This is a genomic window from Cognataquiflexum nitidum, assembly GCF_022538055.1.
Taxonomy (GTDB): Bacteria; Bacteroidota; Bacteroidia; order Cytophagales; family Cyclobacteriaceae; genus Cognataquiflexum; species Cognataquiflexum nitidum.
The window spans coordinates 46,336-67,489 of the sequence record NZ_JAKZAM010000025.1 but is presented as its reverse complement, the minus strand read 5'-3'; the positions used below and the strand labels follow the sequence as shown (position 1 = coordinate 67,489).

At 40.9% G+C, this 21,154-nt stretch carries 21 protein-coding genes; 18 read left to right on the top strand and 3 right to left on the bottom strand.

Annotated features, from left to right (window positions below):
• Positions 1–63 precede the first annotated feature (63 nt).
• Positions 64–2,991 carry a leucine--tRNA ligase gene (locus MMU07_RS16060; RefSeq protein ID WP_241127178.1) on the bottom strand — a complete coding sequence of 976 codons (2,928 nt, stop codon included), beginning with the start codon at positions 2,989–2,991 and terminating at the stop codon, positions 64–66.
• A 366-nt stretch (positions 2,992–3,357) separates the two neighbouring features.
• Positions 3,358–4,293 carry a hypothetical protein gene (locus tag MMU07_RS16055; protein WP_241127176.1) on the bottom strand — a complete coding sequence of 312 codons (936 nt, stop codon included), beginning with the start codon at positions 4,291–4,293 and terminating at the stop codon, positions 3,358–3,360.
• Positions 4,294–4,612: 319 nt separating this feature from the next.
• On the opposite strand from MMU07_RS16055, the gene MMU07_RS16050 reads away from it, so the two are divergent.
• Genes MMU07_RS16050 through MMU07_RS16035 form a run of 4 tightly spaced genes read left to right on the top strand, consistent with a single transcriptional unit; the run spans position 4,613 to position 9,277 of the window.
• Positions 4,613–6,154 carry a GNAT family N-acetyltransferase gene (locus MMU07_RS16050; protein ID WP_241127173.1) on the top strand — a complete coding sequence of 514 codons (1,542 nt, stop codon included), beginning with the start codon at positions 4,613–4,615 and terminating at the stop codon, positions 6,152–6,154.
• A gap of 1 nt (position 6,155) precedes the next feature.
• Positions 6,156–6,707, top strand: a complete 552-nt coding sequence (locus MMU07_RS16045; protein ID WP_241127172.1) for a KdsC family phosphatase — start codon at positions 6,156–6,158, stop codon at positions 6,705–6,707.
• Between the two features lies 1 nt (position 6,708).
• Positions 6,709–7,557 carry a 3-deoxy-8-phosphooctulonate synthase gene (gene kdsA / locus MMU07_RS16040; protein ID WP_241127170.1) on the top strand — a complete coding sequence of 283 codons (849 nt, stop codon included), beginning with the start codon at positions 6,709–6,711 and terminating at the stop codon, positions 7,555–7,557.
• Between the two features lie 28 nt (positions 7,558–7,585).
• Complete coding sequence (locus tag MMU07_RS16035) at positions 7,586–9,277, top strand: L,D-transpeptidase family protein (protein ID WP_241127168.1); 1,692 nt, start codon at positions 7,586–7,588, stop codon at positions 9,275–9,277.
• Here MMU07_RS16035 and MMU07_RS16030 read toward each other — a convergent pair.
• On the bottom strand, positions 9,266–9,976 hold the full coding sequence (locus MMU07_RS16030) for a murein L,D-transpeptidase catalytic domain family protein (protein ID WP_241127166.1): 711 nt from the start codon (positions 9,974–9,976) through the stop codon (positions 9,266–9,268). The two genes, MMU07_RS16035 and MMU07_RS16030, sit on opposite strands and share 12 nt — an antisense overlap.
• A 304-nt stretch (positions 9,977–10,280) precedes the next feature.
• Between MMU07_RS16030 and MMU07_RS16025 the strand changes: the two genes are divergently transcribed.
• The 14 genes from MMU07_RS16025 (at position 10,281) to MMU07_RS15960 (ending at position 21,135) form a co-directional block, all read left to right on the top strand.
• Positions 10,281–10,691 carry a 6-pyruvoyl trahydropterin synthase family protein gene (locus MMU07_RS16025; protein ID WP_241127165.1) on the top strand — a complete coding sequence of 137 codons (411 nt, stop codon included), beginning with the start codon at positions 10,281–10,283 and terminating at the stop codon, positions 10,689–10,691.
• On the top strand, positions 10,651–11,349 hold the full coding sequence (folE, locus tag MMU07_RS16020) for a GTP cyclohydrolase I FolE (protein WP_241127152.1): 699 nt from the start codon (positions 10,651–10,653) through the stop codon (positions 11,347–11,349). Before MMU07_RS16025 ends, folE begins: the two co-directional genes overlap by 41 nt.
• Before the next feature lie 111 nt (positions 11,350–11,460).
• On the top strand, positions 11,461–12,147 hold the full coding sequence (locus tag MMU07_RS16015) for an SDR family NAD(P)-dependent oxidoreductase (RefSeq protein ID WP_241127150.1): 687 nt from the start codon (positions 11,461–11,463) through the stop codon (positions 12,145–12,147).
• Positions 12,148–12,226: 79 nt separating this feature from the next.
• On the top strand, positions 12,227–12,490 hold the full coding sequence (locus MMU07_RS16010; RefSeq protein ID WP_241127148.1) for a hypothetical protein: 264 nt from the start codon (positions 12,227–12,229) through the stop codon (positions 12,488–12,490).
• Between the two features lie 20 nt (positions 12,491–12,510).
• Positions 12,511–12,954, top strand: a complete 444-nt coding sequence (locus MMU07_RS16005; RefSeq protein ID WP_241127146.1) for a hypothetical protein — start codon at positions 12,511–12,513, stop codon at positions 12,952–12,954.
• Positions 12,951–13,580, top strand: a complete 630-nt coding sequence (locus tag MMU07_RS16000; RefSeq protein ID WP_241127144.1) for a flavin reductase family protein — start codon at positions 12,951–12,953, stop codon at positions 13,578–13,580. Before MMU07_RS16005 ends, MMU07_RS16000 begins: the two co-directional genes overlap by 4 nt.
• An 83-nt stretch (positions 13,581–13,663) precedes the next feature.
• Positions 13,664–14,671 carry a ligase-associated DNA damage response exonuclease gene (locus tag MMU07_RS15995; protein WP_241127142.1) on the top strand — a complete coding sequence of 336 codons (1,008 nt, stop codon included), beginning with the start codon at positions 13,664–13,666 and terminating at the stop codon, positions 14,669–14,671.
• A gap of 36 nt (positions 14,672–14,707) precedes the next feature.
• Positions 14,708–15,700, top strand: a complete 993-nt coding sequence (locus MMU07_RS15990; RefSeq protein ID WP_241127140.1) for a phosphotriesterase family protein — start codon at positions 14,708–14,710, stop codon at positions 15,698–15,700.
• A 216-nt stretch (positions 15,701–15,916) separates the two neighbouring features.
• Complete coding sequence (gene guaA, locus MMU07_RS15985) at positions 15,917–17,446, top strand: glutamine-hydrolyzing GMP synthase (protein WP_241127136.1); 1,530 nt, start codon at positions 15,917–15,919, stop codon at positions 17,444–17,446.
• A gap of 193 nt (positions 17,447–17,639) precedes the next feature.
• The gene (locus tag MMU07_RS15980; RefSeq protein ID WP_241127135.1) at positions 17,640–18,245 is read left to right on the top strand and encodes a hypothetical protein; all 606 of its coding nucleotides are present in this window, start codon (positions 17,640–17,642) and stop codon (positions 18,243–18,245) included.
• A 199-nt stretch (positions 18,246–18,444) separates the two neighbouring features.
• Complete coding sequence (locus MMU07_RS15975) at positions 18,445–19,017, top strand: protein N-terminal glutamine amidohydrolase (protein WP_241127133.1); 573 nt, start codon at positions 18,445–18,447, stop codon at positions 19,015–19,017.
• A 132-nt stretch (positions 19,018–19,149) separates the two neighbouring features.
• On the top strand, positions 19,150–19,449 hold the full coding sequence (locus tag MMU07_RS15970; protein WP_241127131.1) for a nucleotidyltransferase family protein: 300 nt from the start codon (positions 19,150–19,152) through the stop codon (positions 19,447–19,449).
• A complete protein-coding gene (locus MMU07_RS15965; RefSeq protein ID WP_241127129.1) occupies positions 19,442–19,777 on the top strand; it encodes a HepT-like ribonuclease domain-containing protein in 336 nt (111 codons plus the stop codon). The genes MMU07_RS15970 and MMU07_RS15965 overlap by 8 nt, the downstream gene beginning before the upstream one ends.
• A 29-nt stretch (positions 19,778–19,806) precedes the next feature.
• Entirely contained in the window at positions 19,807–21,135 is a 1,329-nt protein-coding gene (locus tag MMU07_RS15960; RefSeq protein ID WP_241127127.1) for a VOC family protein, read from the top strand.
• Positions 21,136–21,154 lie beyond the last annotated feature (19 nt).

Here is a 21,154-nt window from a genome sequence, read left to right as displayed (position 1 = left end):
GTTATTGAGTTATTGGCAATTGGTAACCTTTGAACCTTGAAACATATTAACTTTTCAACTTTCTCAAATCACAATATTCACAATCTTACCAGGTACCACAATCACTTTTTTAGGGGCGTTGCCTTCGGTCCATTTCAGCACTGTCTCGTCTTTCAAAGCAGCCTCTTCTATTTCTTCTTTGGTCAAAGAAAGTGGAAGCATGAGTTTTACCCGCATTTTTCCATTGATGGAAACAGGATATTCGTGGCTGTTTTCCACCAAGAATTCTTCTTTGAATTCAGGGAAAGAAGTGAATATGATCGATTCGGAATGGCCCAAAAGTGTCCAAAGCTCCTCTGCAATATGCGGCGCATAAGGAGAAACGATCACGGCCAAAGGCTCAAGGATTTCTCTTTTGTTGCATTTCAAAGCAGACAATTCATTCACACAGATCATAAATGACGCCACTGAAGTATTGAAGGAATAATTTTCCAGATCCTCCTGCGTCTTTTTGATGGTTTTATGAAGGGTTTTGAGTTCTTCTTTGCCGGCCTTTTCTTCGGAAACGCTGAATTCCCCGTTGGTATCGTGGTACAGTCTCCAAAGCTTTTTCAGGAATTTGGACACCCCGTCTATGCCGTTGGTATTCCAAGGTTTGAACTGCTCCAAAGGCCCAAGGAACATCTCATATAATCTCAGCGTGTCGGCTCCATACCTTTCAATAATGTCGTCTGGATTGACTACGTTGTATTTGGACTTGGACATTTTCTCCACCTCTGCACCGCAGATATATTTTCCGTCTTCCAATACAAATTCAGCGTCCTTTAGGTCAGGTCTCCATGCTTTGAATTTCTCAATGTTCAGTTGGTCGTTATTGACAATATTCACATCGACATGGAATTCCAACAATTCAATTTTTTTCAAATAGCTATCTGAATAATTTGGATTCAGTTTGTCAAAGAGCTGTTTGAATTTGTCTTTGATTAGAAGTTCATCTTCTTTTGGAAGTTTACCTTCTGTAATATTATCTCGATATTTTTTTGAGACAAATAGCATAGGAAGCACTGCTTTTTCGCTTTCACTATCTTTGGAAGCAATAATCAATGGCTTAACCCTATATACAAAATTGGACCTGCCCTGAATCATTCCCTGATTGATCATCTTTTGGAATGGCTCTTCGATACTTACCGCACCGATATCAAATAGGAACTTGGTCCAAAACCGAGAATACAGCAAATGTCCGGTCGCATGTTCTGCACCGCCGATGTAAAGGTCCACCGAACCCCAATACTGCTCCTTTTCTTTGGATACAAATTTCTCGGTGTTTCCCGGATCCATGTACCGGAAAAAATACCAGCTTGAGCCCGCCCATCCAGGCATGGTACTCATTTCCAATGGGAATTCTCCCTCAGCAGTTTTATAGTTCCAGTCTTTTGCCCTGCCAAGTGGTGGTTCTCCATCTTCGGTAGGCAAATATTTATCCACCTCAGGCAACACCAAAGGCAGGTCTTTTTCATCCATCAGGTAAGGCAGACCATCTTTGAAATAAACCGGTAGCGGCTCACCCCAATAGCGCTGACGCGTAAAGATGGCATCCCGCATTCTGTATTGGATTTTGCCGTTTCCTATTTTCTTTTCTTCCAGGAATTCGATGGCCTTGTTCATCGCCCCCTTCATTTCCATATTGGAGATGAATCCCGAGTTGATGATGGTTCCACCTTTTCCGGGAAAGGAACCGTTTTCCATGCTTCCGGCAATTACTTGCCTGATCTCTAATCCAAAGTGCTTTGCAAAGTTATAATCCCGCTCATCGTGTGCAGGTACAGCCATGACTGCACCTGTGCCATATCCTGCCAAAACATAATCGGCCACCCAGATTTGGATTTCTTCCCCGTTGAAAGGATTGATGGCATAAGATCCGGTAAATGCCCCAGAGATGGTTTTGACATCTGACATCCGGTCTCTTTCGGATCGGTTTTTAGCTGTCTCTATATAGGCTTCCGCTGTTTTCCTTTGGTCATCGGTGATCAGTTCACCGACATAATCGTGCTCAGGCGCCAATGCCAAATAGGTCACACCATAAATGGTGTCTATCCTTGTAGTAAATACTTTAATCAGTTTATCCTGTCCTTTGACCTGAAAAACCATCTCTGCACCGATGGATTTTCCAATCCAGTTTCGCTGCATTTCCTTGATGGGTTCGGACCATTCTACTGTTTCCAATCCTTGAAGTAACCTATCAGCATAGGCTGTAATCCGCATGCTCCATTGCATCATTTTTTTGCGCTCCACAGGATGGCCTCCTCTTTCGGAGAAACCATCTTTGACCTCATCATTGGAAAGTACCGTTCCCAAGGCTGCGCACCAGTTGACAGAGGTCTCCGCGAGGAAAGTCAAGCGGTATTTCAACAATATTTCCTGTTGTTCTTTTTCGTTAAAATTGTTCCAATCAGAAGCAGAAAACTCGGGCGTATCTTCATCGCAAACCGCATGGACATTTGCATTTCCTTCGGATGAAAACTTTTCTACCAATGAAGCAATGCTCAAGGCTTTGTTCTCATCCTTATCATAATAGCTGTTGAACAGCTGCATAAAGATCCACTGCGTCCACTTGTAATAGCTTGGGTCGGAAGTCCTGACTTCTTTGTCCCAATCAAATGCAAAACCGATATTCTTCAGCTGTTCTGTATAACGCCGGATATTTTGCTCTGTTGTAATGGCGGGGTGTTGTCCGGTTTGAATGGCATATTGCTCTGCAGGAAGTCCAAATGAATCATAACCCATCGGATGAAGGACATTGTATCCCTGCAATCTCTTGAATCTCGTGATGATGTCAGAGGCGATGTATCCAAGTGGATGACCGACATGCAAGCCCGCTCCGGAAGGATAGGGGAACATGTCCAAGGAATAAAACTTCGGTTTTGTCGCATCAACTTGGGCATTGAAAATCTGGTTTTGCTCCCAGTAGGTTTGCCACTTTTTTTCTATTTCCTGAAAATTGTAATCAGCCATTATGGAATAATTGCGTTGCTTTTTGAGATTTGCTTGCAAAAATAGGAAAAATCACGGGAATAGGCTGATATTCCATTATTTGCTTTGATCGATAAATCAAAATGAAATCACTCAATGCAAAGTCCTAAACTTGGAGATGAACTCACTCTTGAGGTCCGGAATTAAAAAATTCATTATTATCCCTTAAAAAATTATGGTGATACGCAATGATTCCGGTAAAATGATAATTCAATATACTTCTTGGAAGGAGTCTGAATGGCCGGATCATCGGTCTTCTGTCCTGTTTGTAATCGCATATTGGTTTATTGGGAAAGAAGTGGATAACCACTTAAAAAAACTCAAGTCTCAAATCTCAAGTCTTTTTCATTACCAGAACCTGAAGCTCTTTTCGTTGACCCTGTTTCTAAAAATCCAGTTGTCCCAAATATCAGGGGAAAGATAAAGTTCAAGGCCAATGTTCAGCGACATAAAACCGTCAAAACGCTCATCAAGACCTGAACCTCTTCGGATTCTTCCGCCATTATCAAGGATTTTTTGGACATCAGGCTCACCGTTGTCTTTGATAAAATTTGGGTTTCTTATAGCCAATCTAAGTCTGTCAGGCCTGGCGCCATTCCCATTTACGCCATAATCATTGACCAGGTCTTGATAAAATTCCTTTATGTTGTAAGCACTGATATCGTCCATATAATCAGTGATTGTCCACCTATAATTCATTTCGATCGTCAAATCCGTGTAAACATTCAGTTTGTATTTCATTCCTACACCTGTAGGGAATACAAAAATGTATTTGTCGTAAGGGTTGTTTTCCAATTGGAGAGGCCTTAAATCCACCCAAGTTCCATTCAATTCTGCCTTAGGATTATTGCTCGAAATGCCCACTCCTGCAAAGCCATAAAAGTTTATAAAATTTCTCGTGATGTTATATACTTTTACAGGCTTCAGGTGCAGCTCACCTATTAGGCTTGCTTCCCAATTTCTTGCCCGAAAATGCAGATTTCTTGGTTCCCTGTTACTTCTTGGATCCGCAGGAGGATCTTGTCCCGAAATCTGATAATAAGTAAATTCAGCCCTCGTCCTGATATAAGTCCCCAGAGTTCTCCTCACGGCAATGTTTGCATTCCAATCGGGTTGGATTCCTTCATTATATTTCCAAAGAGAATAAAGTTCACCAAAATATTGGGTCGGTCCGGCAGCTACCGAGACTGACCATGGTGCATCAAACCTGTACCTATAAAAACTTTGCGAATAAGTTTCAAAGGCCATCATAGAGAGCAAAAAAATCAAAGCTAATTTTCTCATGTGATAAAAATAGAGTGATAAAGGTAATTTATGAGTGCGAGATTCATGAATTTTACCTGTAAAGAAATATAAAAAGAATCAATAATTCAATTTTTAATTTAAAGCTTCTGGTAGAAATTTTGTCGATTATGGCTGCATATCAGGATGATAAGATATTAAAAAGTCTCAAAGAATGGGGATCGACTACAAAAAAAATAATTTCATCTCTTTGAAAATGATTTTGAAATGAAAACGATCCAGAAAAATTGATGAGAGAATGAGAAGACACCAAAGCCGAGGAATTTAAAATTAATGAGGGATTTTTGGTTAATTTTGTGCCATGAGTAAGCAAAAAGAAGAATTAGAGCACCGTCTCAAACTCAGAAATATCAAGTTGTCGGATTATGATGATATCCGGGAAATAATGGTCAGCATCTATCGGGACCAAGGAGGCGCATGGACGAGGCAGGAATTGAAAAATCAGATAAAGGCTTTTCCGGAAGGTCAGATTTGTATTGAAGACAATGGGAAAGTAGTCGCTGCTGCGTTGAGCTTAGTGGTGGATTACACCAAATTTGGAGATAACCATACTTATGATCAAATCACGGGTTTTGGGAAATTTGACACCCATGATAATGACGGGGATACCCTTTATGGTACCGATGTCTTTGTGCATCAGGATTACCGGGGGATGAGATTGGGAAGAAGACTTTATGACGCAAGAAAAGAGCTTTGCGAAAACCTTAACCTCCGGTCCATCATTGCGGGGGGGAGGATTCCGGGATATTCCAAATATGCCGATCAGATGACGCCAAGGAAGTACATTGATTTGGTCAAGAGCAAGGAGATATTTGATCCTGTACTTTCATTTCAGTTGGCAAATGAATTTCACGTTAGGAAAGTGATTACCAAATACCTTCCTGAAGATACTGATTCAAGAGCCTATGCCACCCTTTTGGAATGGATTAACATTTACTATGAAAAGGATGAAAAACTCATAGGCAATAAAAAGTCAATTGTTCGCTTGGGATTGGTTCAATGGAAAATGCGCCGCTTCAACAATGTCGATGACTTGATGCAGCAAGTTGAATTCTTTGTGGATACCATCTCTGGCTACAAATCAGATTTTTGTCTTTTTCCTGAATTTTTCAATGCGCCACTTTTGGCCGAATTCAATGACATGGATGCCTCTGAGGCGATCCGTAATGTAGCTGACTATACTGACGAAATCATCAGCAGAATGAGGGACTTGGCCCTTTCCTACAATGTGAACATCATCGCGGGAAGTATGCCTGAGTATGATGGCAAAAAACTCAGGAATGTGAGTTATCTCTGCAGGAGGGACGGCACAACAGACAAGCAATATAAGCTGCACATAACGCCTGATGAGCAGGCCTATTGGGGCCTTCAGGGAGGTAACGGCATCAAGGTTTTTGATACCGATGCAGGGAAAATAGGGATTTTGATCTGTTACGATGTAGAATTTCCTGAGCTTGGGAGAATATTGGCCGAGCAGGAAATGGACATCCTCTTTGTACCATTTTGGACAGACACCAAAAATGCCTACCTCCGCGTAAATACCTGCGCCAAAGCAAGAGCAGTCGAAAATGAATGTTATGTCGCCATAACAGGATCCGTCGGCAACCTTCCTAGGGTAGAAAACATGGATATCCAATATTCCCAAGCGGCGATTTATTCACCCTCGGATTTCTCATTCCCACACGATGCCACGGTGGCCCAAGCCTCTGAAAACGCCGAAACTACCATAGTAGCAGACGTTGACTTGGACTTGCTGACCAAACAAAGGAAAGCAGGAAGCGTGAGAAACCTTGACCAAAGAAGACTTGACCTATACTCCATTCAGTGGAAGAAAAAGAAGTAATATGGATAACTACCTTTCTGGAATTACGGGGGAAATCTCGTTCAAAGCTGAAAAAATAAAATTGCTTATCACTGATGTGGACGGGGTATTGACCGATGGTGGGATTATCTACGATGACAATGGACTAGAATACAAAAGATTCAATGTCAAGGATGGTTTTATTGTGGCCCAGCTCCGCAAAAACGGGATTCTCGTAGGTGCTATTACTGGAAGAAATTCGAAAGTGGTAGAAAACAGGTGTGAAGAACTTAACTTTGATTTCCATTACCATGGCGTACGTGATAAAGCCCAGAAACTAGAGGAGATTTTGGAGGTGCTGGAAATCCAAATTGGGGAAGTTGCCTACATCGGAGACGACCTAATTGATTTGCCCCTAATCCGGAAAGTTGGGTTCTCAGCATGCCCTGCTGATGCGCTTCCCTATATCAGTTCTCATGTAGATTTTGTATCTTCTCTCGATGGTGGCCAAGGGGTATTCAGAGAGGTGGCCGATTTAATTTTACAATCCAAAGGGCTTTTGTCCGGTATCATAGAAAAATATCTCAACCAATAATATGGAGAAATTTACCCAACCAATGAAGATCACCGAAGACATCGTTTTGGGATCAGGAAAACCTGTTTTGTTTGCAGGGCCTTGCGCTGTTGAAAGCTTTGATATCTGTATGGAAATAGGAAGTTCGGTAAAAGAATATGCCGACAAACTTGGTTTTTCTTATGTTTTCAAAGCTTCATTTGACAAGGCAAACAGGACATCATCATCTTCATTCAGAAGTATCGGGATGGACAAGTCCCTGGAGGTTCTCCAAAGAGTGGGCAAAGCATTGAGTGTCCCGTTGGTCACAGATATCCACGAAAGCTATCAGGCTGCAGAGGTTGCCGAAGTCGTGGATGTGCTTCAGATCCCTGCCTTTCTTTGTAGGCAGACTGATTTATTGCTTGCTGCCGGTCAGACAAGGAAAGCCGTAAAAATCAAAAGGGGGCAGTTTATGGCTCCTGAAGACATGCAATATGCTGTCAGCAAAGTGAGGTCTACAGGAAATGAAAATGTATGTCTCACAGAGCGTGGATTTTCCCTAGGTTACCATAACCTTGTTGTAGATATGAGGGCATTGCCCATCATGAGGCAATTTGCTCCGGTGGTTTTTGACATTACTCATAGCGTACAGCAGCCCGGAGGAATGGGAGGTACAAGTGGAGGACAGAGGGAATTTGCTCCTTTTTTGGCAAGAGCCGCTGCTGCAGCAGGTGTTGATGGGTTTTTTATAGAGACGCATCCTGAGCCGGCCAAAGCGCTCAGTGATGGACCAAATCTAATCCCATTGAACAGGATGAAGGATTTTCTGACCATGTTGAAAGAGACTTGGGAAATCGGTCAGAAGTATCAAGATTTTTTAGTAAAATAGGTTTCATTTTTCCTAAACAAACATTTCCATGAAAAGGCTTTCCTTGGTGTTTTTGCAATATATATTTCATGTAAGTCTTTTTGCCCAACAGGCTCCGTCTGAAAACGGCGTTGATGTATTTATCCGGCAATACTTGGAAAGCAACAGTCCCGAGGATAGGCCTAGGATTGGTGAAAATGAGCTTTTTAGTTCTGTGGTGATCCACAGGTTTTATGGGGAAAGGAATTTTGAACCAGCGTGGGTCAAAAACCATATCCTTCCCGAAATTGCCTATGAAATGCGCTATGAAATTGGACAAGCGAAGTTTGATGGACTAAATCCTAATGATTATCATTTTCAAGCCATTAATGCTTATTTTGACCGATTTGAGGCTGCCAAAAAATCAGGAGAACAATTGAAATCAATAGAACTCGCTGCAGTAGAAGTGTTGTTGACAGATGCCTATATCATGCTTTCTTCCCACCTGTTTTTGGGTAAAGTTGACCCTGAAACCTTAAAAACTAGCTGGAGCATTCAAAGAAACGTTCCTGAACTGATGCTCGACCGAAAGCTTGGTGCCGCTATCCAATCAGGAAGCCTCAGGGCAAGTATTGAGGGATATTATCCGGCGTTTTCTATTTACAAAAAAATGAGGGATGGTTTAAGGGAGCTTTTTGATGAGCAAAAACGCTTCGAAAAGGAACCGGTTGCTACTTGGAAAAACCTGAAAATAGACAAATCAATCAAGCCGGGAGAGGAGCATAACCAATTACCGGAAATTAGGGATAGGCTGTATTTTTGGGGCTTTTTGAAACCTTATCAAACGGAACAAGAAAAGGTCTATGACAGCCTGATGATAGACGGCATCAAAACGATCCAAAAAAGATTTGGAATGGAACCTGATGGCGTGATCGGGCAGGGCACCATTCACGCACTCAACCAAAAACCATTGGACTTGATTACTACTGCTTCTGTAAACCTCGAGAGGTTGCGTTGGCTTCCCGATACGATCAAAGACATGGAATTGATTTTGGTCAACACAGCAAATTTTCAACTTGATTTTATTCAGAAACTGGATACAGTACTGACTTCAAAAGTGATTGTAGGAAAAAGCTACCATTCCACACCGCAGTTTAGCGCTCAGATGTCATATATCGTTTTTAGCCCCACTTGGACAGTACCCACATCTATAACCCGAAATGAGATAGTACCTAAAATCAAAAAAGATCCTAATTACCTTGCAAAAAATAACATGAGACTGTTGAATTCTTCGGGTGGAACCATTGATCCCGCTTCCATAGACTGGTCCAAAGTTAGTGCAAGGACTTTTCCTTATACAGTCCGTCAGGAGCCGGGAGAAAATAATTCGCTGGGCCTTGTAAAATTTATGTTCCCAAATAAAAACAGTGTTTACATCCATGACACCCCTTCCCGAAGTTTGTTTGAAAGGGAAGATAGAGCCCTAAGCCATGGTTGTATAAGGATACAAAGGCCTTTTGACTTTGCTAAAATCTTGTTGTCGCATGATTCTACATGGACCAATGAAAAAATCACCGCTGCCATGCATCAGACAAAAGAAAAAACTGTCAATCTCAACAGGAAGATTCCGGTCGCCATTATTTACCTGACGTATTGGTCAGATTCCAGAGGAAATATTTATTTCAGAAATGATATTTATGATCGGGATAAAGAAATTTATGCCGTTCTTAAGGAAAGTAGGAGCAAAAAATCAGGCATTTAAGAAAACCGATTTATTCAAATATTCCTTGTCGTTGCCATAAATAAAAAGAAGAGATTGTTCTTTGATCAAGTCTATCACTTCGTCGGCGATTTCATTGGGCAGGGCAGGGCATCCTAGGCTTCGGCCCAATCGCCCTGTCTGTTGGATGAAATTTTCGTGGGCATAGTCCGCTCCATGAATCACGATGGCACGTTCCCTGGCTTTATCGTTGAATCCTTTTTCAAGTCCATCTAACCTTAAGGAGTATCCGTGTTTGCCTTGGTAGGTTTCTCCTGTCAAGTAAAATCCAAGACTACTCATGTAGGAAGAACTGACGTTAGAAAACTGCTTTGCCATCAGTTCTCCCGAGTTTCTTCCATGAGACACGTGTCCATGGTGAAGGATTAGACCATCTTTCATGTCGATGATCCACATTCTTTTTTCGGAGGAAGGCAAAGAAAAATCAATCACTGTAAGTGGCTTTCCTTCTGAGATCTTGCCCTCGTCCTGCATCTTCAAATATCCTTTGATGCCATATGACAAAATTTCACGTTCAGGAATTTTGAACTCCAAATTGGCAGAATTTGAGCTAACAAGCTCAATAAAATTATTTTCGAAAGATAGTTCTCTGAGTATGGAAGATGGTGAGCTATTGACAAAGAAATGAGTGGAAATTGCGCTGCTGAGCAACAAAATGAGAACTAGGGTAGGTTTCCGCATTGTATTTATTTGATAGTCTGGACCTTACAAATGAAAATATCTAAAACCATAAACGCAAATCAAGTGCCATAAAATTCCATTCTTGATACATATTTTTTAATCCTTAATTTAAACTAAAGTAGTATATTATATATTGGAACTGTTTTTATATCGATAAATGTTAGAAAGCATGATAAAATTCTCAATGGAGAATATTCCTAAAAATTACAGATATTCCTGTCTGATAATCAATCGTTTGAAATTTTTGTTTAAAGAAATTAAATAAATATTAAACAAAAATTGATAAACTCCTGTTTGGTAAACAATGAAAGTAGCAGTATATAGAAAAGAGCATTTTAACGCCGCTCACAGGTTACATAATCCTGAGTGGTCAGCTGAAGAAAACGAGCGTGTTTTTGGGAAGTGTAACAATCCTAATTTTCATGGTCATAACTACGAGTTGATTGTTAAATTGGTAGGTCCAATTGATTCAGGCACAGGTTATGTTTATGATATGAAATTGTTGAGTGATTTAATCAAATTACATGTGCTAAATAAATTTGATCATAAAAATTTAAACTTAGATACAGATGAATTCAGAAATCTCAATCCAACAGCGGAAAATATCGTTGTGGTTATTTGGAATATTTTAAGAAAAAAAATCGATAAAAAATACGACTTAACGGTTCGACTATATGAAACAGAAAGAAACTTTGTTGAATACGATGGGAATTAATTTTTCTCAATCTTATGACGAAATGGGGGATGAACATATCGGGACTTCCCACGATACTCCACTGAGAGAGGATGCCTTTGAGATGGATGATGAGCTCAAAATGGAACTCATAGAAAAACATTTTAGAGATATAATGCATGTTTTGGGTCTTGACCTGACAGATGACAGTCTCAAGGGAACCCCAAAGAGAGTTGCCAAAATGTATATCAAAGAGATTTTTAGTGGACTTGACCCGAAAAATAAGCCCGAGGTCAAACTTTTTGAAAACAAATACAAATACAATGAGATGTTGGTAGAGAAGGACATCACCTTTCACTCCAATTGTGAGCATCATTTCGTTCCTATAGTAGGAAAGGCTCATGTTGCATATATATCAAACGGAACTGTGATAGGACTATCCAAGATCAACCGAATCGTACAATATTTTGCCAAAAGACCACAGGTGCAGGAAAGATTGACGATGCAGATTGGCAGCGAGTTGAAAGAAATGCTCGGAACGGATGATGTGGCCATCATTATAGATGCTCATCATATGTGTGTGTCTAGCCGGGGAATTCAAGACGTGAACAGTGCCACGGTGACTTCGTTTTACAGTGGAAAATTCGAAAAAGACGAACACTCTAGAAATGAGTTCATGAAATATATAAGTATGAAATAGTAAATAGTGAAAACTAAACCAACCAAACCGGTACTTCAATTCCGGTTTTTTTATTTACTAAAGTTTTCAAACATTTTTTTTTCCAATCGATTAAATATAAAAAAACCAACCATGACTAATAAAAACATTGTAATCATCGGCGGCAATTCAGGTATAGGCAAGTCAATTATCGAAAAATTAGGCCCATTGGGAGCAAATATTTTCTCTTACCACAGGACAGGAGAAGGAGTGTCGCACCTTGATATCACAGAGAATTTTGATTCAATAGCTGGACTTCCCGAAGTGATCGATGGGCTTGTGTATTGTCCGGGTACGATTAGCCTAAAGCCTTTCCACAGGTTTGCCATTGAAGATTTTCAAAAGGATTATGATGTCAACTTTTTGGGTGCTGTGAGGGTTTTGCAAGCCAGCCTCAAGGGCTTAAAAAAATCCGAATCCGCTTCAGTAGTTCTTTTTAGTACAGTTGCTGTGAAGGTAGGTTTAGGGTTCCATTCCTCTATTTCCAGTGCAAAAGGTGCAGTCGAAAGTTTAGCTAAATCTCTTGCATCGGAATGGGCACCCAATAAAATCAGAGTAAATGTAGTTGCTCCTTCACTGACAGATACCCCTTTGGCATCTGCGCTTTTGGGCAATGAGGATAAGAAAGAAGCTTCAAATAAAAGACATCCTTTGGGTAGGTATGGCCAGCCCGAAGATATTGCGGGTGCTGCTGTTTTTTTACTTTCCCAAGATGCTGCTTGGATGACCGGTCAGATTTTACATCTTGACGGAGGAATGTCTTCGGTAAAAGGCATGTAGTTTTGAAGATTTCAAACAATTAGTGAGGATTATTGTATTAGAGTTGGGTATTCTCCCTGAGTAAAAAGTATTAAATATTATGAGGACTCCACCAGAATCATTTTTGATTTTCAAGGAAGAACTGGAAAAGGCCAGACTGGAAAAGGAAAGGCTTAAGAAAGAGTATGAAGCCAAACTAGGAGACATGAATAGAGAACTTTCGAGGTTGAAAGAACAGATTCATTCCCAACAAGAGCTTATCAAGACAACTTTGGATTATGCTATACGTCTTGAAGAGAATCTAGGTAGCTTTAAGGAAGAAGTTACAAATGGTAAAAACATGAAAAACCGGTCTTTTCACTAATTACAATCCCAGACACCATCATGAATATCACTGCCAATACCATCGAGCTAAATAACTTTGAACTGATGTTTGAAGAAAAATATGCCAAGGTATACGCCAATCAAGAAAAGGGAATGATCATCTGTGAGTTGTTGACAGACTACATTCCGATTGATGACTTCAAAAATACCTTCGCCCATATCAGCTCCATTGTGGAAAAAGGAAAGTACAAAAAATTCATTTTTGATAAAAGATCACTGCGTGCCTTTCACCAGCCAAGCATGGAATGGTATTTTCTAAATTGGAAGAATAAAATGCTCGAACTTGGATTGGATCAGCACCGGAAAATTCTTCCTGAAGAAAAATGGTTTGAAAAAATGGTAATGATCGCCAAAGAACAAATCATAAAAAATAATCCTGACAATATCATCCACCTTTTGGATATCAAATATTGTAATTCCATAGAAGAAGCCATTTTGATATGAGGAAGCATTTCGATAAGGCTTCCATTTTGGAGGCCGAATCGTCTTTTAGAAGGGATTTTATCAATTGCCTTTCAGGGTACAAAAGCCTGAACCTCATTGGTACCAAAAGCCGGAATGGAGTCACCAATCTTTCTCCTTTCTCCCAGGTTTTTCATATCGGAGCCAGCCCTCCTTTGGTGGGGATTTTGTTCAGACCTCATTCAGTCGAAAGGCATACCCTCGAAAATATCCTCGAAACAGGGTATTTTACCCTTAATCATGTTACAGAAGATTTCTACAGGGAAGCCCACCAAACAGCGGCAAGGTATTCCGGTTCAGAATTCGAAGCCACAGGATTGGAAGAAGAATACTTCGGAGATTTTTATGCCCCATTTGTAGCCAAAAGTCCAGTGCAAGTAGGGTGCAAATTAGTAGAAACCCAAACCCTCCAGGTCAACGGTACGGAACTTCTCATAGGTGCTATTGAGCATGTTTGGGTTGAGGAAAAGGGTCTGAGATCAGACGGTTCACTGGATCTGAATGTATTGGGCACCGTTACGGTAACAGGTTTGGATGAATACCATGTAGGGAAAAAAATCGCAAGATTGAGTTATCCAAAGCCGGGAAAAGAACTTGAGGAGATTTAGGGTAAGGATGAGGGAGAAATGGGAAGGATGAGAGAGGAAGGAAATCTAAAAGTTTGGGATTGGGTTAAGGTAACGAGAAAAATATGAATCTGCTTGAATTGACGCCGTCAGGATTGTATTGTCCTAAAGCTGATATTTTTATTGATCCTTGGCGGCCTGTAGACAAGGCAGTCATCACCCACGCCCATTCAGACCATGCCCGATGGGGAATGAAGCATTATCTTTCTCATCATCATTCTAGAGAGGTGATGAAACTCCGTCTCGGTCAGGAGATTTCTTTAGAAACTCTCGAATATGGAGAAAAATTGGAGGTGAATGGGGTGATGTTGTCTCTCCATCCTGCGGGCCATATACCCGGTTCTGCTCAGGTCAGATTAGAATACAAAGGAAAAACCGTTGTCATTTCCGGAGATTATAAGACTGAAGATGATGGTCTTTCACAGGTTTTTGAACCAGTAAAGTGTCACGAGTTTGTGTCGGAATGTACCTTCGGCATGCCAGTTTATAAATGGCAGTCCCAAAAAGAAATCTTCAGCGATATCAATGCTTGGTGGAAGCAAAATTCTGTTGATGGGAGAAATTCAGTCCTTTTTGCCTATTCCTTGGGAAAGGCCCAAAGAATCATCAACCATCTTGACTTGTCTATTGGGGAGGTATTTGCCCATGGGGCTATTTGGAATACCAATCAGGCACTGATCGCCAATGGCATCAACGTCACAGACATCCCAAAAGTTACTGCCGAAATTTCCAAAAGCAGGTTCAAAGGAGCCATGATCATTGCTCCGCCATCTGCAATGGGTTCTCCATGGATGAAGCAATTTTCTCCCTACCAAACAGGAATCTGCTCGGGTTGGATGCAGGTGCGTGGCGCTAGGAGAAGGCGGGCAGCTGATGTCGGGTTTGTTTTGTCCGACCATGCAGATTGGGAGGGATTGATCACTTCCATCAAAGCGACAGAAGCTGAGAAAGTTTACCTGACCCATGGCAGCACTGCGGTTTTTGGAAGGTACTTGGAAGAAGTGGAGAAAATCCATGCAGTAGAATTGAAGACTTTGTTTGAAGGAGAAAACAGCAATCTGGAGGATTCTTAATCCATCTTTCTTAACTTATGGAAAAAATTCTATTCCATGAGAGTTTTAATCCCGCTTTTCCTATTTGTTATCGTATTTGGATGTACCCCTCAGGAAGCTGAGCAGGGTAAAATCTATTCCGTAAACGGAGAAATTTCCCCTTCCGAAATGGGTCTTACTTTGATCCATGAGCATATTTTGGTGGACTTTATCGGAGCAGATTCTACGGGATATCACCGTTGGGACAAGGATTCCGTGGTTCAGAGGGTTTTGCCTTTTTTGGAGGAAATCAAAGCAAGAGGTGTCAAAACCTTGGTGGAATGTACGCCTTCCTATTTGGGTAAAGATCCTGTTTTACTCCAAAAGCTTGCGGAAGCTTCAGACATTCAGTTTGTTTCCAATACCGGCTACTACGGTGCTGTGGAGGGGAAATACCTGCCGGCACATGCCTTCACTGAATCAGCAGAGCAATTAGCGAAAAGATGGGTTACAGAATTTCAGGAAGGAATAGAAGACACCGGCGTTAGACCAGGATTTATCAAAATCTCAGTCAATAGCGGCGCTCCACTTTCAGAGATGGATAAAAAACTGGTCAGGGCAGCAGCTTTTACCCACATGGAAACAGGGCTTTTGATCGTGTCCCATACCGGAAACTGGGAAACAGCCAATGCCGAAATCGAAGTTTTGAAAGAAGAAAAGATCGACCTTTTTCATTTTGTATGGGTACACGCACAGGCAGAGAAAGACTTTGAGAATTATAAGAAAGCCGCTGAAGAGGGAGTTTGGATCAGCTTGGATGGCATCGCTTGGGATATTCCCGGCCATTTGGAGAGGATCTTATATTGTAAGGAAAATGGGCTTTTAGACCATGTGCTACTTTCTCATGATGCGGGATGGTACAGTCCGGGCGAACCTGATGGGGGTGATTTTAAAGGCTTCACGGCTTTGTTCGATGAGTTGATTCCTATGCTTAGGGAAAAAGGATTTACCCAATCCGAGTTGGATTTGATGTTGGTCCAAAATCCGGGTAAAGCATTTTCGATTAAATAAAAAAACAGCTATAAAATCTATCCAGCTTCTTAATAAGCAGGATAACAGGGAAGCAGTTTGACCGTTAAACCTATGGCCAATTAACTCCATATCCATTAGCTTACCAATTTTCCAATCTTTCAATTTTGTAATTTTCCAAGCCCATTTTCCAAAATAATCTTCTGAAAATATTTCCCTTTCCTTTTTCCAATATCCCTGCCCTGTGTACCTTTGCGCATGGCAGAACAAATCCTCATCCTAGACTTTGGTTCCCAATACACACAACTCATCGCCCGCAGGGTGAGGGAACTCAATGTATATTGCGAAATCCACCCCTTCAATAAAATTCCTGAAATCACTTCTGACATCAAAGGAGTAATCCTTTCCGGCAGCCCCTGCTCAGTCAGAGATGCCGGATCCCCTGATTTAGACCTTGATAGGCTTCGCGGTAAATTACCGCTTTTGGGAGTTTGCTATGGCGCCCAGCTCTTGGCTAACAAATACGGAGGAGAAGTCCTTCCTTCAGAAATCCGGGAATATGGCCGCGCCAATCTCGATGACATTGACCTGCATTATGGTCTTCTCAAAGAAATGACCCATGGTTCGCAGGTATGGATGTCCCACGGTGACACCATCAAATCGCTTCCAGGTGGATTTGATGTCATCGCAAGTACTGCTTCAGTAAAAGTAGCTGCTTTCAAAGTGCAGGGGGAAGAAACCTACGGCATCCAATTCCATCCTGAGGTAACCCATTCATTGGAAGGAAAAAACCTATTGAGAAATTTTGTGGTGCATATTTGTGGATGTGCGCAGGATTGGACTTCTGATACTTTTATTGACACGACTATCGCCCAACTGAAAGCCAAAATTGGAAATGACAATGTGGTCATGGGCCTTTCCGGTGGCGTGGATTCTTCTGTGGCGGCGACATTGATCCACCGTGCTATTGGCAAAAACCTATACTGTGTTTTTGTAGACAATGGATTGCTCCGCAAAAATGAATACGAGGAAGTTTTGGAATCCTATAAAACTCTAGGCCTGAATGTCATCGGAGTCGATGCCAAGCAACGTTTTTATGATGCCTTGGCGGGATTGAGTGATCCTGAAGCCAAAAGAAAAGCAATTGGACGTGCATTTATTGAAGTTTTTGATGACGAGGCACACAAGATTGAGGGTGTCAAATGGCTTGGACAAGGCACCATCTATCCCGATGTGATCGAGTCCGTATCCGTCAAGGGACCATCTGCCACCATCAAATCCCACCATAATGTGGGAGGCTTGCCGGACTTTATGAAGCTTTCAGTAGTGGAGCCGTTGAACACCTTGTTCAAAGATGAGGTGCGAGAAGTAGGCAGGGCTTTGGATATTCCTGAGACCATCATTGGAAGACATCCTTTTCCTGGACCTGGACTCGCCATCAGGATCCTTGGTGATATTACTGCAGAGAAAGTCAAAACCCTTCAGGAAGTGGATTATATTTTCATCCAAGGACTCAAAGATTCAGGATTGTACAATCAGGTATGGCAGGCAGGAGCGATCCTTCTCCCCATCCAATCCGTCGGAGTCATGGGTGATGAGCGTACCTATGAAAAGGTCGTGGCGCTGCGGGCTGTGGGTTCTGTGGACGGCATGACAGCAGATTGGATCCATTTGCCTTATGAGTTTCTCGGGAAAATGTCCAATGAAATCATCAACCGTGTCAAAGGCGTCAACCGCGTGGTCTATGACATTTCTTCCAAGCCGCCGGCTACTATTGAGTGGGAATAGAAAATAAAATAATTCAAAAAAAAATAATCCATAAATCAAAGAAGGGACACCTAAAAATGTTCCTTCTTTTGCTTTTTCGGTATTTTCATTCCAATAAGGTTTTAAATATTACCTAGAATCAGTTAATTTGAAGGATGACAATTTCTTAAAGACCAAGATTTTTTCATTTGTAAACCACAACACATTTTGAGTTATGAGAAAAAGACAAATCATTGTTACAGCCTTTTTGGTACTTTGTATCATTGTGATTTTACTCTCTGATGTCCGTCACCATCATTGGCTTGTGTCTTTTTGCCTTATTTTGATGTTTATTTTTTATGGAAGAGAGCATTACAAATTGGTGATTAGGGGTGTTGGTGGGGAATTATTTTTGCGGAGGCAAAAAAAGAGTTTCAGAAAATGGACATTGGCCCTTGCAGTTGGCGGTACAATATTATTTTTTATTGGTGTTCCCATACCAAAATGGTCAATGGTCCTCTTTTGGTTGATCGTCCTTTATGAGTGTTTTTTATTCCTTTTGGTCAAAAACCTCAATCCCATTACCTTGGTATTGGATGGTTACCAATTGAAATTCCGAGGAGTCATCAATTCCCATCGCAATATCTCAGGAATGACCAAAATTGACCATAATGGTTCATCCGGCGGGTTACGGTTTTCCTTCAAGGATGAAAACGACATTCAGATCAAAAAGACAGATTACCTGGATTCGGATATTTTTCAGTTGATAGAAATCTGCAAAGAGCGGACCAAGGAAGACCTTGTTCTCTCCGAAAATCTGATCAGGCTGGATTTGAGGTAAATTGTTTTTGGGATCATTTTTGATCCACTATTTTTTATATCATACCAAGGTCCTTTCTGAATTGTTGGAAAAAGCAATCTAAATTAGTTACAGCGTTGTTTGGGAAAACAATATCCAATTAATATCCAATAGTACCGATAGGTGTGGAAGAGGCATAATAAAAACATAATCAGGATTACTGACTTAAGCCCGCATAAGTATGCTACTTTTGTGGCAGCAAATGAAAATCAAAGAATTCAAGTACTCAGAAAATTTTTGTGAGGAAAACATCTGGCATTTATGCCAAAATCCTGAACTCGAGGGATTTACCAAAAAGGTGTTGATCATCTCCAACAGCAACAGAAATTGTTCCTTCAGATTCCAAAAATCCCCTAACGGTTATGAAGTGGTATGGTGGGATTACCATGTGATTTTGTTGGCATTCAATTCTGAATCCCAATTGATCTATGATTTTGATTCTACTTTGGAATTTCCTTCTTCATTGAATCACTATTTGGATGCTACTTTTGTGGCTGACCCTGACCAAGACGGCAATGACCTTCCCGGATTCAAATCAATCGCATCTGAAGATTTTATCCACTCATTTATTTCCGACAGGGGACACATGAAGGACGATCATGGTAATTGGCTCTCTTCTCCCCCAAAATGGCCTACCATCGGCAATAACGGCAACCTTCCTTTGCCCGATCTTCTGGATTTTAGCGAAACGAGCAAAGAGCGGATCTTTAGTCTTGTAGAAATATATCTTGGTGACAAATTGAACTTGGACTGAAAGTCAATATTTGATTTTTTTTATTGTTGCACTGAGCAGTTTTTGATTAAGTGTTTATAACCAAAATATGCGATCCGTTTTTGTCATTGATTTGATTTCCTTTTTCAAATGAAAAGATTGTAATTTTGAAACATGACAATTGTTGATAAAAATATTGATCAGGTTAAGGAATTGTGCAATAAGCATATGGTGTCCAAATTATTTGTATTTGGATCCATCTTGGCTGACCATTTTGGGAAAACAAGCGACATTGATTTCCTTGTTGATTTTGAAGGTGTGGAAATATATGACTATGCAGATAATTACTTTGATTTTAAAAAATCACTTGAAAATCTTTTCCAAAGAAAAGTAGATCTACTTGAAAATAAAGCCATCAATAATCCTTTTTTGAGAGAAAATATCGATTCTTCTAAAAGACTGATTTATGGATAAGGAAATCAAGACATGGTTGTTTGACAGGATTCAAGCTATCAATGAAATTGAAAGTTTTTATGAAAATTGGCCTAAAAAATTTGAGAAATATGTAAATGAAATCAAAACGAAAAGGGCTATTGAAAGAGACCTGGAAATCATAGTTGAAGCTGCAAATAGAATTTATAAGAAGGATAAGAATTTCAAACTGTCAAATGTTGAAAAAATAATCGCAATCAGAAATCGGATAATACACGGTTATGACAAGATTTCTGATGATTTAATATTGAGCATAGTAATAAATTATATTCCTAAATTGAAGGAAGAAGTTAAGATGCTCCTAAAATAGAAATCCTAACCCAAAGTAATCCATCCAACATGAAATCCTCAGCCTTATTTTTATTGATCATTTTCATTTTTTCTTCCTGTCAGGAACAAAAAGAAAACAGCCATCAGAAGCACCTCGGCGGTATGGCTGCCATGGCCGAAATGGTCGCTGCGGACGTCAAGCCTATTGCCCTGAGCGAACCGATGGAATCAGCTGAGATAGATGCCATTTGGGCGGAATCGTCAGCGATTGCTGAAAAATATGGCGTGGAAGTATTTAGAGAAACTGAACTGATCAAAACCAAGCTGTTTCCTGAGTCCGTAGCTGACGGAAAAGAAGTCTTGGTTTTTCACAAGCCAAATGCTTTGGAAGCCTACCTTGATTTGAAAAAAACCATTGCCGAAGGCAAAAACAGTTTTGATGAAGCGCGCCGATTCGGGAGATTGTTGGGATATCCCAATCAGCATATCAATACCCTATTGGCCAAAAATACTGAGTTCAGGTCTTTGCCTGATTTTGATATTCAGGGAACCAATGTTTTTCTGTATTACAAAGATTTGGCTACTGCCAAAGACTTTTATCATCAGACATTGGGGATGGAAATTGTGTCAGATTATGGTTTTGCGGCCACAGTCCGCATCTCCCATGATGCCTTCCTGACTTTGGTGGATGAATCAAAAGGGATGCATAAAGCTTCCGAGCCAAAGACTGTTGCCATCGCTTTGTTGACTGACCAACTTCCTGAATGGTACGCCTACCTGCAAGGAAAAAATGTCCCCATCAAATACACTTACAAACCCAAAGAAAACAATGCCCATGACGGTTTTGTGGCCATCGATCCGGAAGGTTACCTGCTGGAATTTGAAATGTTCAAGCAACATGAAGAAAACGAATTGCTGATTCCCCAAATGAGAAAATACCCTGCCTTACCGACCGTTTCGGAAGGTGTGGCAGCGGGATTGGGTTTTTATGGTGCAGTGACTTGGACCTATTACCAAGATATGCTTGTGGCGGAGAAGTTTTATGAGGAAATCATGGGACTGCGGTTGATCGTCGATCAGGGTTGGGCCAAAGTTTATCAGGTATCTGAGACAGGCTATATCGGCCTCGTGGACGAACGTCGTGGCATGCATACCTTTTCTGATAGCAAAGCCGTGAATGTGTCTTTTTTGCTTGGTGATGTGTCAGGTTGGTTTGATTATGTCAAGAAAAGCAATTCCTTTCCCTTGAGACAGGATAGCCTTGAAGTAGGTACTGAAGGGAAATACAAAGGATTTGTGGGTTTTGATCCCGGAGGATATTTCCTCGAGTTTGACCAATTCTTCCCACATTCTGATAATTACAGATTGTTAGAGTTATTGGGAAAACTGCAAAAATGAAAGACGCAAAGTTTAAAGA